The 12,575-nt window shown below is 68.9% G+C and carries 10 protein-coding genes; 8 read left to right on the top strand and 2 right to left on the bottom strand.

Annotated elements, in window-relative coordinates; translation table 11 throughout:
* The first annotated feature begins 91 nt into the window (after positions 1 to 91).
* From ribD to CCO03_RS06020, 7 genes are all read left to right on the top strand, one after another.
* Entirely contained in the window at positions 92 to 1,399 is a 1,308-nt protein-coding gene (gene ribD / locus CCO03_RS06050; protein ID WP_087278588.1) for a bifunctional diaminohydroxyphosphoribosylaminopyrimidine deaminase/5-amino-6-(5-phosphoribosylamino)uracil reductase RibD, read from the top strand.
* Positions 1,400 to 2,242: 843 nt separating this feature from the next.
* Entirely contained in the window at positions 2,243 to 5,188 is a 2,946-nt protein-coding gene (locus CCO03_RS06045) for a monovalent cation/H+ antiporter subunit A (protein WP_087278585.1), read from the top strand.
* On the top strand, positions 5,188 to 5,541 hold the full coding sequence (locus CCO03_RS06040; RefSeq protein WP_087278582.1) for a Na+/H+ antiporter subunit C: 354 nt from the start codon (positions 5,188 to 5,190) through the stop codon (positions 5,539 to 5,541). Before CCO03_RS06045 ends, CCO03_RS06040 begins: the two co-directional genes overlap by 1 nt.
* Positions 5,538 to 7,241 carry a monovalent cation/H+ antiporter subunit D gene (locus tag CCO03_RS06035; protein WP_087278579.1) on the top strand — a complete coding sequence of 568 codons (1,704 nt, stop codon included), beginning with the start codon at positions 5,538 to 5,540 and terminating at the stop codon, positions 7,239 to 7,241. The genes CCO03_RS06040 and CCO03_RS06035 overlap by 4 nt, the downstream gene beginning before the upstream one ends.
* The gene (locus CCO03_RS06030) at positions 7,238 to 7,726 is read left to right on the top strand and encodes a Na+/H+ antiporter subunit E (protein ID WP_087278576.1); all 489 of its coding nucleotides are present in this window, start codon (positions 7,238 to 7,240) and stop codon (positions 7,724 to 7,726) included. The genes CCO03_RS06035 and CCO03_RS06030 overlap by 4 nt, the downstream gene beginning before the upstream one ends.
* Positions 7,723 to 8,001 carry a K+/H+ antiporter subunit F gene (locus CCO03_RS06025; RefSeq protein ID WP_087278573.1) on the top strand — a complete coding sequence of 93 codons (279 nt, stop codon included), beginning with the start codon at positions 7,723 to 7,725 and terminating at the stop codon, positions 7,999 to 8,001. Before CCO03_RS06030 ends, CCO03_RS06025 begins: the two co-directional genes overlap by 4 nt.
* The gene (locus CCO03_RS06020; protein ID WP_169717455.1) at positions 7,998 to 8,366 is read left to right on the top strand and encodes a Na+/H+ antiporter subunit G; all 369 of its coding nucleotides are present in this window, start codon (positions 7,998 to 8,000) and stop codon (positions 8,364 to 8,366) included. The genes CCO03_RS06025 and CCO03_RS06020 overlap by 4 nt, the downstream gene beginning before the upstream one ends.
* A 435-nt stretch (positions 8,367 to 8,801) precedes the next feature.
* Here the strand turns inward: CCO03_RS06020 and gshA are convergent, their stop codons facing one another.
* Complete coding sequence (gene gshA / locus CCO03_RS06015; RefSeq protein WP_087278570.1) at positions 8,802 to 10,355, bottom strand: glutamate--cysteine ligase; 1,554 nt, start codon at positions 10,353 to 10,355, stop codon at positions 8,802 to 8,804.
* 184 nt (positions 10,356 to 10,539) lie between these two features.
* Here gshA and CCO03_RS06010 point away from each other — a divergent pair, with 184 nt between their 5' ends.
* Positions 10,540 to 11,439, top strand: coding sequence for an NUDIX hydrolase (locus tag CCO03_RS06010; protein WP_087278567.1), 900 nt, complete (start codon positions 10,540 to 10,542; stop codon positions 11,437 to 11,439).
* A gap of 719 nt (positions 11,440 to 12,158) precedes the next feature.
* On the opposite strand, the gene CCO03_RS06005 is transcribed toward CCO03_RS06010, so the two are convergent.
* Complete coding sequence (locus tag CCO03_RS06005; RefSeq protein WP_157667526.1) at positions 12,159 to 12,572, bottom strand: peptidase dimerization domain-containing protein; 414 nt, start codon at positions 12,570 to 12,572, stop codon at positions 12,159 to 12,161.
* Between the last annotated feature and the right edge of the window lie 3 nt (positions 12,573 to 12,575).

Genomic DNA, 12,575 nt, shown 5'->3' with positions numbered 1-12,575 from the left:
AGCGCATCGCCGACCGATCCACACCAGTATCAGGCCAATCCCGATTAAAGACCAACGGCCACTACCTCATACTCCACTTTTCTGCCGATCCATGCCCCATCTGACCACCCCGCCCTCGCCCTGGATGCAACGCGCCCTGGACCAGGCCGGGCTGGCGTTGGGCCATTCAGACCCCAATCCCAGCGTGGGCGCCGTCATCGTCTCGCCGGCCGGCGCGGTGCTGGGCGAAGGCCACACCCAGGCCGTGGGCGGGCCGCACGCCGAAGTCATGGCCCTGCGGGACGCGGCCGCGCGCGGCCACGATGTGCGCGGTGCCACGGCCTACGTCACGCTGGAACCCTGCGCGCACCATGGCCGCACCGGTCCGTGCTGCGAGGCGCTGTCGGCTGCCGGCATCGGCCGCGTGGTTGCCGCCCTGCGCGACCCCAACCCGCGGGTCGCCGGCGGCGGCTTCGCGCACCTGGTGGCGGCCGGCGTGCAGGTCGAGGTGGGCGATGGCGCCGAGGCCGCGCGCGAACTCATGCGCGGCTTCCTCAGCCGCATGACGAGGGGCCGTCCCTGGGTGCGGCTGAAGGTGGCGGCGTCGCTCGATGGCTTCACCGCCTTGCCCAATGGCCACAGCCAGTGGATCACCGGCGAGGCCGCCCGTGCCGATGGCCAGCGCTGGCGCCAGCGCGCCAGCTGCATCCTGACCGGCTCCGGCACCCTGCTGGCCGACGACCCGCTGCTCAACGTCCGCCTGCCGGGCACCACGCGCCAACCGGCCCTGGTCATCGTCGACAGCCAGCTGCGCACGCCACCCACGGCGCAGGCCCTGACCCTGGGCCAGCGCCCGGTCTGGATCGCCACGGCCGAACCGGAGCTCCACGCCCCGGGACACGCGGCCTGGCTGGCCCGCCAACAGGCCTTGCGGCAGGTGTTGATGCCGGCCCACGGCAACCTCAGCCCGACCGCCTCGCCGCCCGCCCTGCTGGACCTGCCGCACCGCCCCGGGCCTCGCCCCCAGGTGGACTTGGCCGCGCTGCTGCTCGCGCTGGCCGCGCGCGAGGTGAACGAGGTCCACGTGGAGGCCGGTGCCGGCCTGAACGGTGCGCTGCTGCGCGCAGGCTTGGTGGACGAAATCGTCGCCTACGTCGCGCCCACGCTGCTGGGCAGCGGCCTGGGCTGGGCCAGCGCCTGGGGGCCGGTGACGGACGCGCAGGCGGCCACATCGGTCCAGTCCGCACCCGGCGTGGCCGGTGAGCCAACAGCGCCCCCGCGCGACGCAGCCAGCGGCGTGGGGCAGCCGCCCTTTTTCGCCACGGTGTCGGCAGCGCCGCGTGGGCGCTTCCTCGACCTGCTGCCGTTGGGCGACGACCTGCGCCTGCGCCTGTTGCTGGGCGCCGAAGCGCCCGGCTGACCGGCCCGGCCTGACGCGGGCATGTCGGAACCGGTGTGCCCAGGGTGCCTGGTCGCAGAGCCTGTCTGGCGCCCACGCTGAGAGACCGCCCTGAAACCCTTCGAATTGGCCAGTATCCTGGCATTGCCATTTTTCAGAAAACGGCAATGCCAGGATACTGCCTTCAGGATGTGGAAGGCAGCAGCACGAACGGGCACCTGTTGCTGCCTGCACCGGCAGGCACCGCGGCTGCATGGCCTGCGTCGGCCCTGCTCAGGAACAGGACGGCGCAGCCAGTGCGTGCAACCCCAGCCCCTTCACCGTCGCCGCGGCACCGCGCCAGGCCCAGGCCACACACGGGTTGGCAGCGGCGAGCACCCCGGCACCGAAGGCGGCCCCCCCGTCAGCCCGGCTTTCTGGCACCAGGCTGGTGCACAGGCGGACATCGCCGGCCGGGTGCCGTAGGTGATGGCCAAGGGGTGTGCCAGCGACCTCCCGCCAGGCCCGCTCTCGCGCGGACCAACCGCCGCCGATCACCCCAACCCCAGCAGCCCACGCCGCCCCACCCCCGTTTCCTCGTCGCAACAAAATCGGTGCCGAGCCAGGGATATCGGCATTTGCTCCCTATTCAATAGCATCAGCACGAATAGAATCATGCGTCACCTAGGCTGAATCGATCTCTCGACCCGCAGGCGCCCAGCCGCCAGGGCTTTGCGGCACGTCGATGGCCTGTCCACACCCCTCATCGCGCCCCGCACGGGGCAGGCCGCCTTGTGCGGCCACGCCAGGGGGTGCCGATCGGTTCAGCCTGTTCCTCTGTCTCACCCTGGCGGTTTGCCCCGCCACACACGCCAACGAGAACCGATGAGCCTGTTCTTCCTCCTGGCGTTGCCCTTCCTGGGCAGCGCGGTGGCAGCGGTGTTGCCCACCAATGCCCGCACCACAGCCGCCACGGGCGCCGCACTGGTGGCCTTGGCCGCGCTGGCCCAAGTGCTGTGGTTGATGCCAGACATCCAGGCGGGACAGGTCATCGAGGAGCAGATGCGCTGGGTGCCTTCCATCGGGCTGACTTTCAGCATGCGCATGGACGGCTTTGCCTGGATGTTCGCCGTGCTGGTGACGGGCATCGGCATGCTGGTGGCGCTGTATGCGCGCTACTACATGTCCAAGGACGACCCGGTCCCGCGCTTTTTCTCGTTCTTCCTCGCTTTCATGGGCGCCATGCTGGGCGTGGTGCTGTCGGGCAACCTGATCCAGCTGGCGTTCTTCTGGGAGCTGACCAGCCTGTTCTCCTTCCTGCTGATCGGCTATTGGTACCACCGCAAGGACGCGCGGCGCGGCGCGCGCATGGCGCTGACGGTGACCGGCGCCGGGGGTCTGGCCATGCTGGGCGGTGTGCTGCTGCTGGGCCACATCGTCGGCAGCTACGAGCTCAGCGACGTGCTGGCGGCTGCGCCCCAGGTGCACGCCGATCCGCTCTACACCGTCACGCTGGTGCTCATCCTGCTGGGCGCGCTCACCAAGAGTGCCCAGTTCCCGTTCTTCTTCTGGCTGCCCCGGGCCATGGCCGCCCCCACGCCGGTGTCGGCCTACCTGCACTCGGCCACCATGGTGAAGGCCGGCGTGTTCCTGCTGGCTCGGCTGTGGCCGGTGCTGTCGGGCACGCCCGAGTGGTTCTGGCTGGTCAGCAGCGCCGGCCTCATCACGCTGGTGCTGGGCGCCTACATCGCCAACTTCCAGAGCGACCTCAAGGCGCTGCTGGCCTATTCCACCGTCAGCCACCTGGGCCTGATCACGCTGCTGCTGGGCCTGAACAGCACCATGGCGGCCGTGGCCGCTGTGTTCCACATCATCAACCACGCGACCTTCAAGGCCTCGCTGTTCATGGCGGTGGGCATCATCGACCACGAAACCGGCACGCGCGACATCCGCCGGTTGTCGGGCCTGCGGCGCACCATGCCCATCACCAGCTCGCTGGCCATCGTGGCCAGTGCCGCCATGGCCGGCGTGCCCCTGCTCAACGGCTTCCTCTCCAAAGAGATGTTCTTTGCCGAGACGGTGTTCATCCAGTCCTACCCCTGGGTGGAGGTCAGCCTGCCCTTCGTGGCCACGGCCGCGGCCATCTTCGCCACCTCGTACTCGCTGCGCTTTGCGGTGAAGCCCTTCTTCCGCGCCCCCGCCACCGACCTGCCGCGTGAGCCGCACGAACCGGTCCGCTGGATGCGCGTGCCCATCGAGGCGCTGGTGGTGATCTGCCTGCTGGTGGGCGTGCTGCCGGGCGCGGTGATCCAGCCCTTCCTGGCCATGGCCGCCGCCCCCGTGGTGGGCGGCGCACTGCCCCATTTCGAGCTCAGCATCTGGCACGGTTTCAACGCCCCCTTCGTCATGAGCCTGGTGGCCATGGGTGGCGGACTGCTCATGTATGTGCTGCTGCGCAAAGGCCTGCGTGCGGGCAAGTACACCCAGCCACCGCTGCTGGGGTGGGCCAATGGGCAGCGCGCGTTCGAATGGGTGTTGAACGTCTGCAACCTGCTGGCGCGCAAATTCCAGCAGGTGTTTCACACCCAGCGCATGCAGCCCCAGGTGTTCCTGCTGATCCTGGTCAGCATCGCCACCATGGCGGCGTCGCTCTGGTATTCGGGCTTTGGCTGGGGCGACCGGCCCCGCGTGCCGGCCTCGTGGGAGTTCTGGCTGGTGTGGGTGGTGGGCTGCCTGTGCGCCCTGGGTGCCGCCAACCAGGCCAAGTTTCACCGCCTCGCGGCCCTCATCATGCTGGGCGGCGCAGGCCTGGCGACCTGCCTGACCTTCATCTGGTTCTCGGCCCCCGACCTGGCCCTGACCCAGTTGGCCGTCGAGGTGGTCACCACCATCCTGTTCCTGCTGGGTCTGCGCTGGCTGCCCAAGCGGGTGCTCATGGAAAGCAAGGCTGAACAGCTGCGCGCCCGCCTGCGCCGCAGCCGCGACTTCATCGTGTCGGCCGCCGTCGGCAGCGGCCTGGCGGTGCTGTCCTATGCCTTGATGACACGCTCGGCGCCGCAGAGCATCTCGCCCTTCTACCTTGAGCGCGCGCTGCCCGAGGGCGGCGGCACCAACGTGGTCAACGTCATGCTGGTGGACTTCCGGGCCTTCGACACCATGGGCGAGATCGTGGTGCTGGGCGCCGTGGCGCTGACGGTGTTCGCGCTGCTGCGCCGCTTCCGTCCGCCCAAGGAATCGCTGCTGGCACCGCACCAGCAGCGCGCCACGTCGCTGGGCATCGACCTCAACCCCCGCACGGCCGACGACACCGCCTTGAGCTACCTGCTCGTGCCGGCCGTGCTGGCGCGCGTCATGCTGCCCGTGCTGGGCCTGTTTGCCCTGCACCTGCTGCTGCGTGGCCACAACGAGCCCGGTGGCGGCTTTGTGGCGGCGCTGATCCTGTCCATCGGCTTCATCACGCAGTACATGGTGGCCGGCACGCACTGGGTGGAAGCCCAGATCAACCTCTACCTGCGGCGCTGGATCGCCGTGGGCCTGGTCGTGGCCCTGGCCACCGGCCTGGGTTCGCTGTTCCTCGGCTACCCCTTCCTGACCACCCACACCGCCCACGTGACGCTGCCGGTGCTGGGCGAGCTGCACATCGCCAGCGCCATGTTCTTCGACATCGGCGTGTTTGCGGTCGTCGTCGGCGCGGCGCTGCTGACCCTCACCGCGCTCGCCCACCAATCGGTGCGTCGTCAGCGCAAGCCGGCCTCGGCCGAGCCCTCACCGGCTGAACTGGCCCAGAAAGAAGGCGTGGTGCGCGCACCGAACTCGGAGGGAGACGACTGATGGAATTGATTGTCGCCATGGCCATTGGCGTGCTGGCTGCCTCGGGCACCTGGCTGGTGCTCCGCCCCCGCAGCTTTCAGGTCGTCATCGGCCTGTCGCTGCTGTCGTACGCCGTGAACCTGTTCATCTTCGTGACGGGCAGCCTGTCCATCGGACACGAGCCCGTGGTCAAACCCTGGCTCACGCCCAACCTCGAGAACTACACCGATCCGCTGCCCCAGGCCCTGGTGCTCACCGCCATCGTGATCGGCTTCGCCACCACGGCCCTGTACCTGGTGCTGTTGCTGGCGGCCCGCGGCCTCTCCGGCACCGACCATGTGGACGGCAAGGACGACGAGGAGCCTGAGCAATGAACTGGCTCGACGCACTGATGCCCCACCTCGTGGTGGCGCCCATCCTGCTGCCCATGTTCACGGCCGCGCTGCTGCTGTTCCCGGGCGAGCAGGCCCGCACGGCCAAGTCCGTGGTGAACCTGCTGTCGTGCCTGCTGGGCCTGGCCATCGCCATCTTCCTGGTGTATTGGGTGCACCGCCAAAACGGCGTGGGCGCCATCGGGGTCTACCTGCCGTCGAACTGGCAGGTGCCCTTCGGCATCGTGCTGGCGGTGGACCGCCTGTCGGCGCTCATGCTGCTCATGACCTCCATCATCGGGCTGGGGTCGCTGATGTTCTCGGTCGCGGGCTGGGACCGGGCGGGTGTGCACTTCCACTCGCTGTTCCAGCTGCAGCTGATGGGCCTGAACGGCGCCTTCCTCACGGCCGACCTGTTCAACCTGTTCGTGTTCTTCGAGATCATGCTGACGGCTTCGTACGGCCTGCTGCTGCATGGCACCGGCTGGCCGCGCGTGCGCTCGGGCCTGCACTACATCACGATGAACCTGCTGGCCTCGTTCCTGTTCCTGCTCGGCATCGCCTTGCTGTATGGCGTGACCGGCACGCTGAACATGGCCGACATGGCGCTCAAGATCCCGCTGATTCCTGCCGGTGACCGTGGCCTGCTGCACGCGGGTGCGGCGGTGCTGGCCGTGGCCTTCCTGGCCAAGGCCGCAGCCTGGCCACTCAACTTCTGGCTACCGCCCGCCTATGCCGCAGCCTGCCCACCCGTGTCAGCCCTGTTCGCCATCATGACCAAGGTGGGGCTGTACGCCATCCTGCGGCTGTGGACCCTGCTGTTCCCACCCACCGCGGTCGGGTCGGCGCTGTTCGGCAGCGAGGTGCTGGTCTGGGGCGGCCTGGCCACCCTGGGCTTCGCCTCCATCGGGGTGCTGGCCTCCACCCACCTGCAACGCCTGGTCGGCTTCTCGGTCCTGGTGTCATCGGGCACCTTGCTGGCGGCCTTCGGCTTCAGCCACTCCGCGTTGACGGGCGGTGCGCTGTACTACCTGATGAGCTCCACGCTGGCCCTGGCTGCGCTGTTCCTGGTCACCGACCTGATCGAGCGCTCACGCCAGACCGAAGAAGCCGTGCCGGAAGAAAACTTCGACGACGAGCAGTTCCCCTTCCCCATCGACCTGGTGCCGCCCGAGCACACCAACCTCGACGAACAGGAACAGGCGCTGATCGGCAAGGCCATCCCGGCGGCCATGGCCTTCCTCGGCATGTCCTTCATGCTGTGCGCGCTGCTGGTCTCGGGCCTGCCGCCCATGTCGGGCTTCATCGGCAAGGCCGTCATGCTGACCGCCGTGCTCAACCCCGAGGGCCTGGCCGTCACCGATGCCGTGCCGCGCAGCGCGGCCTGGGTGATGCTGGCGCTGGTCATCGTCTCCGGCCTCATGGCCACCGTGTCCTTCTCCCGTGCCGGCATCCGCTTCTTCTGGGCCCCCCACGACCGCGCGGCACCGCGCCTGCGCGTCATCGAGTGCCTGCCCATCGTGGCCATGCTGGCGGTGTGCGTGCTGCTGGTCGCGCGCGCCGAGCCCGTGCTGCGCTACACCGACCTCGCCGCGCGCGCCCTGCATGACCCACGCGACTACATCCGCAGCGTGATGGCGGCCCAGACTGTGAAGGAAGGCCACAAGCTGCCAGCCGCCGGCACCCTGGAGGGCAAGCCATGAGCAAGCTGTTTCCCGCCCCGCTGCTGTCGTTGGCGCTGGCCGCCATGTGGCTGCTGCTCAACGACTCGCTGTCAGCCGGCCACCTGCTGCTGGCGCTGCTGTTCGGCTGGCTGCTGCCGCTGCTGTTCGCGCCGTTGCGGCCCCAACGCCCCACGATTCGCCACCCGCTGCGCATCGCGCGCTACATCGTGCGCATCGGCTGGGACGTGGTGCTCTCGAACTGGGAGGTGACCTGGGACCTGATCCGCTTTCGGGCCAAGCCCGTGCGCAGCGCCTTCGTCGCCGTGCCGCTGGACCTGCGCGACCCCAGCGCCCTGGGTGCGCTGGCCATGGTGACCACCGTGGTGCCTGGCACCGTGTGGTGCGAGCTGGCCCGCGATTCGCACGCGGTGCTGCTCCACGTCTGGAACCTGGAGGACGAAGCCACCTTCATCGCCCACTACAAGCGGGTCTATGAAGCGCCTTTGCTGGAGATCTTTGAATGAGCCCTGTCCTGCAACTGTGCCTGACCGCCACCCTCATCCTGTATGGCGTGGCGGCCCTGCTCGCGGTGTGGCGCCTCATGCGCGGCCCCAGCGCGCAAGACCGCGTGCTCGCCATCGACTTCATCTACCTGTTGGCCATGCTGGCCATCCTGGCGCTGGGCATCCGAAACAGCAGCAGCATGTACTTCGAAGCCGCGCTGCTGATCGCCATCACGGGCTTCGTCAGTTCGGCCGCCCTGGCCAAATTCCTGCTGCGCGGCGAGGTGATCGAATGAATGCACTGCCCCTCTGGGCCGAAATCGTGGTCGGCGTGCTGGCCCTGGCCAGCGGCATGTTTGCGCTGCTCGGTGCGCTGGGCATGACCCGGCTGCGCACCTTCTTCCAGCGCATGCACCCCACGGCCCTGGTCAGCACGGCGGCCGCGTGGTGCGTGTCGCTCGCCTGCGTGGTCTATTTCTCGGTCACCGAAGGCCGGCTGTCGCTGTCCTACTGGCTGATCGTGGTCATGCTGGCCATCACCGTGCCCATCACCACCACCTTGCTGGCCCGGGCCGCCCTGTTCCGCACCCGGCAAGAGAACATGCCCGGCGTGCCGCCACCGCTGCACACCGAGCACACGGATTTCGGCGCCCCGCATTGAGCGCGCGGCGCCGGTGCCCGTCCGCAGCGAATGGGCCGATCAGGTGCTACCGGGTTCTGCCCCTGAGCTGACGCTGGCGGGCATGCCCCGCGGGCACTGAGCTCAGCGGTCACTCACACGATGTTCATGATCGGGGATTGAGGCCCACCAATAGCAGTATCAGCGCATTCCCGTTGACTGGATAACGGCGATGACCGCATACTGCATGATTCAACGCACAACACCCAAGCGCCGAGCGGGTCGCTCTGGCGCTCGAACGCGCCGCCACCGCAGCGCGCATCCGGTGCCAGCATCCAGGCGCAACGCCTGACCACAGATGCCACCGAATGCCGCATCAGCCCGCGGCACGGTCGACCACGGCCCCATCACGCCTCGCTGGCGAAGGCTGCGGTCTGCGCCCCCAAGGTCACGCGTATGGGGACTGCCAGCGCGGCCTCAGACCACCAGGCCTGCCGGCGACACGTACTGCTGGCGGTAGGCCTCGAAGCCCATGGTGTCGGCCGCTTCGATGGCCTTCTGGTCGGCGAACGACTGCTGCGCCAGGCCCATGAAGCGGCCCACCTCGTCGGCGGTGAGCGGCTGGCTGCGGAACAGCTCGGCCGTTGCCGCCGCGCGGCCATCCACAAAGCCCACGAAGGACCGGTCGTCGCGGTCTTGCACCGCCTGCAGCACGCGGGCCGAGGGCAAGGTGTCCATGTTCGCCAGGCTTGCACGCGCCTGGGCCACCGCCTGCGCATGCAGGGCCGGCTCGCCCTGGGCCAGCGCATGCGCGTCCAGGCGTGCCGCCACGGGCGCCATCTCGTCGAGCAACTGGGCCGCCCAGGCCGTCAGCTCGATCTGCTGGCAGGTGCCGCAGCCTTCGGTGCGCGTGAGCATCAGGCCGGGCTCGCGTCCGCGCGAGGCCACGAGGTGCTGGTTGGCCTTCATGGCGTCGATTTCGGCCAGCGAATCGGGCGCGCTGGGCGACAGCAGGCAGTGCAGGAGGAACACGTCCAGGAAGCGCATGGTGTCGGCCGAGATGCCCGCGGGCTCGAACGGGTTCAGGTCCATGAGCCGCACCTCGACGTACTCGACCCCGCGCTCGCGCAGCGCGTGCAGCGGCCGCTCGCCCGAGCGGATGACGCGCTTGGGGCGGATGGTGCCGTAGAACTCGTTCTCGATCTGCAGCAGCGAGGTGTCGAGCTGGTTGTAGTCGCCGCCGGGGTTGCGGATGCCAATGGCCTCGTAGGCCGGGTAGGGTTCGGTCAACGCCTTCTCGAGTGACGCGGCATAGCCTTCCAGGCTGTTGTAGCTCACGTTCAGGGTGGACTGGGCATCGCTCTGGTAGCCCAGCCGGCCCATGCGCAGCGAGGTGGCGTGGGGCATGCCCATGCAACCCGGGCCCATCTCGCGCAGCTGATGCTCGCGCCCGGCCACAAAGCTCTTGCAAACCAGCGGCGAGGCCCCGAACAACACCAGCAGCAAGAAGGCATGGCGGCGGAAGTTGCGGATCAGCGCAAAGTACTGCTCGTTGTTCACCCCGGGCAGGGACCAGTTGTAGTGGATGCCCGAAATCGTCTGCATGCGCCGGCCATACCGGTGCGCCAGGCCCATGCGGTAGATGCTCTTGGCGCGGCCCACGTTCGAGGAGCCGTAGCGGCCCAGCGGAATCGTCTCGTCGGTGGGCAGGCGGCACGGCATGCTGGACGGCCACAGGCGCTCCTCGCCCGTGCGGCCCAGCACGTGGAACACCGCGCGGTGGATGTCCTGCAGCTCGGTCAGGCAGGCCTGCACCGACCCGTGGGTGCCGGTCACGAGTTCGATCTGGGATTCGCTGAAATCGGTGGTGACGGTGGGGTGCGTGAGCGGCGAGCCCAGGCCCTGCGGGTGCGGCGTCAAGGCCAGTTCTCCCCCGGGCAACACGCGCAGGCTTTCCTTTTCCAGACCGCGGCGCATGCCCTGCAAACGGGCGGTGGGCATCGCGGCAAGCTGATCCTGCAAACTGGTCATTGTGAGTGTGTGAAGCGAAGTGGCTGCGAAAGGTATCACAGCGGCCCGGGGGTGTGCGCAACGTGGGTTCCCGGCCCGCAGCGAGCGGCTGCACAGTGGGTCAGCGCCCCGTTTTGGCGCGCAGCGGACAGACCGGTACCGGGCCAACTGCTAAGGTTCGCGCCTGCCTCACAGGAGTCTTGGCATGGAACTCAACAAGGACGAAATCACCACCCCCCCACGCGACGCCGCCTCCGTGGTCTTGCTGCGCGACACCGACGAGGGCCTGGAGGTCTTCCTGCTGCGCCGCGCCAGCGCCTCGGCCGTGCTGGGCGGTGCCTACGTGTTTCCGGGGGGCAAGGTCGACGACGCCGACGCCGAGCCCGAGACCCTGAGCCACCTCACCCGCCCCGCCGATCAGCTGCAGCCCACGCTGAACCAGGCCGACCTGGCGGCCGCGCGCGCGGCCGGCCTGTATGTGGCGGCCCTGCGCGAGGCCTTCGAGGAGGCCGGCGTGCTGCTGGCGCAGTGGCAGCGGCGCACGCCCACGCTGCAGGAGCTGGCCGACGCCGCCAAGCGCCTGAACGCCGGCACCGCGCTGCCCGAGCTGCTGGTCGAGCTGGGTGCCCGGCTCGATGCCGACGCCATCGTGCCCTGGTCGCGCTGGATCACGCCCAAGCGGGCCGCCGTGATGACCAAGCGCTTCGACACGCGCTTTTTCGTCGCCGGCCTGCCGCCGGGCCAGCACGCCCAGCACGACAACCACGAAACCGACGAAAGCGTCTGGCTGTCGCCCCACCGCGCGCTGCAGCAGTACTACGACAGCCAGATCGATCTGGCGCCGCCGCAGATCATGAGCCTGGCCCACCTGGCCCAGCACACCACCGTGGCCAGCGTGATGGCCGAGGCGCGCGCCAAGCGGCCGCCGCTGGTCGAGCCGCAAACGGTGGAGGCCACCGACGACACGCGCATCCTGTGCTACCCCGGCGACCCGGCCCACACCGTGGCCGAACGCGCCCTGCCCGGCCCCACGCGCCTGCACTTCATCAACAAGCGTTTTGCCCCACCCGACGGCCAGGCCGACTGGTGGCGCGCACTGGTCTGAGCGCCTCGGTTTGCGGGCTTGCGCAGCAGATCGCGGAGCCATGCGGGTCACAGCCGCTGCTCCTAGGCCGTGTGCGTTCCGTACCCCAGGGTCATGCATGCGGCTGACCAGGATCACGCGCTGGCCTGCTCCGGCCACTCCGCTTGGCAGTGACCAGCGCCCAGGCCACCAACTCACCCCATCCCCCAGACGTGGCGGTGACATCGGTGAAGGCGTGGCGCCGAACGTCCGCACCATCGGCCAGCTTTCGTGACGCCCGCTGGGCGAGAACGTGCTGTGCGGCTTCCGCCCCGTTCTGCGGTCTTCGAACGCATTCCTCACTCCCGGTCAGCGCCATCGACCGAACCACCAGGTCAAGCCTGATCCGGCGGGGAGCGGCGCCAGCCTGAAGCGCGTTGCATCCGCCGCACTGCACCAGGCGGCAACTTCGCCTTCATGGTCCAGGGAACCGACGCCGATGGGCAACAGGCCCGCGAGAACATCAAGGCCAAAAACAAAGCCCTCTAGCCTCAAGGCCACGTCTCCCGCCCCCGTGTCCGGCCGACGGCAAGAAGCGCCGGTCACCGTGGCCTGGCCGTCGTGACTCGTCAGTGAGCCTGTGGGGCACGCTTCATGCGGTGAGCACGTTCGGCCAGGCCAGCTCGGCATCTGGTCTTTCTGAGGGGTATGAACCCACTGCCGTTTCTTATGAATCGACAGTCAGCCCATACCCCACACCCTTAAGGACTGATGACGTAGCTGATGGCCGCCGGTACGCCACCCGTCAGGTCACCGGGCTTGACGCCGCGGAAGTCGTTCTCCGCCTGCACGCCGGCCGCCACGGCCGCCGTCAGCGCCTGGCGGCCCGCCACGGCATCGCCCTTGAGGTCGACCTTGAACACCGCATCGCTGGCGATGCTGTTGACCGAGTTGCCGCCCCCAAAGCCGGAGACGGTGTAGCTCGCCGCATCCATGGTTTCTGCCATCTTGGTGATGGCGCGCGCCGCCGCATGCACGGCGCTGGTGCGCCCGTAGTTGCCGTTGCTGTGGCCACCCGGCCCCTGAAAGCTCACCGTGACGCTCTCGGCCAGCGCCAGCGGCGCCGTCAACAGGCTGGCGAGCATGGCACCCGCCGCAATCCATCGTTTGCTCATGAT

This window comes from Comamonas serinivorans (assembly GCF_002158865.1).
Classification (GTDB): Bacteria; Pseudomonadota; Gammaproteobacteria; order Burkholderiales; family Burkholderiaceae_C; genus Comamonas_E; species Comamonas_E serinivorans.
Note: the sequence above shows the minus strand (reverse complement) of the source record. Positions and strands in the feature narration are given on the sequence as shown.

Bases quoted from the DNA above. Each gene is read 5' to 3' on its own strand.
- CCO03_RS06040 (WP_087278582.1), top strand. From the start codon at position 5,188: ATGGAATTGATTGTCGCCATGGCCATTGGCGTGCTGGCTGCCTCGGGC.
- CCO03_RS06025 (WP_087278573.1), top strand. From the start codon at position 7,723: ATGAGCCCTGTCCTGCAACTGTGCCTGACCGCCACCCTCATCCTGTAT.
- CCO03_RS06035 (WP_087278579.1), top strand. From the start codon at position 5,538: ATGAACTGGCTCGACGCACTGATGCCCCACCTCGTGGTGGCGCCCATC.
- CCO03_RS06010 (WP_087278567.1), top strand. From the start codon at position 10,540: ATGGAACTCAACAAGGACGAAATCACCACCCCCCCACGCGACGCCGCC.
- CCO03_RS06030 (WP_087278576.1), top strand. From the start codon at position 7,238: ATGAGCAAGCTGTTTCCCGCCCCGCTGCTGTCGTTGGCGCTGGCCGCC.
- ribD (WP_087278588.1), top strand. From the start codon at position 92: ATGCCCCATCTGACCACCCCGCCCTCGCCCTGGATGCAACGCGCCCTG.
- CCO03_RS06020 (WP_169717455.1), top strand. From the start codon at position 7,998: ATGAATGCACTGCCCCTCTGGGCCGAAATCGTGGTCGGCGTGCTGGCC.
- gshA (WP_087278570.1), bottom strand. From the start codon at position 10,355: ATGACCAGTTTGCAGGATCAGCTTGCCGCGATGCCCACCGCCCGTTTG.
- CCO03_RS06045 (WP_087278585.1), top strand. From the start codon at position 2,243: ATGAGCCTGTTCTTCCTCCTGGCGTTGCCCTTCCTGGGCAGCGCGGTG.
- CCO03_RS06005 (WP_157667526.1), bottom strand. From the start codon at position 12,572: ATGAGCAAACGATGGATTGCGGCGGGTGCCATGCTCGCCAGCCTGTTG.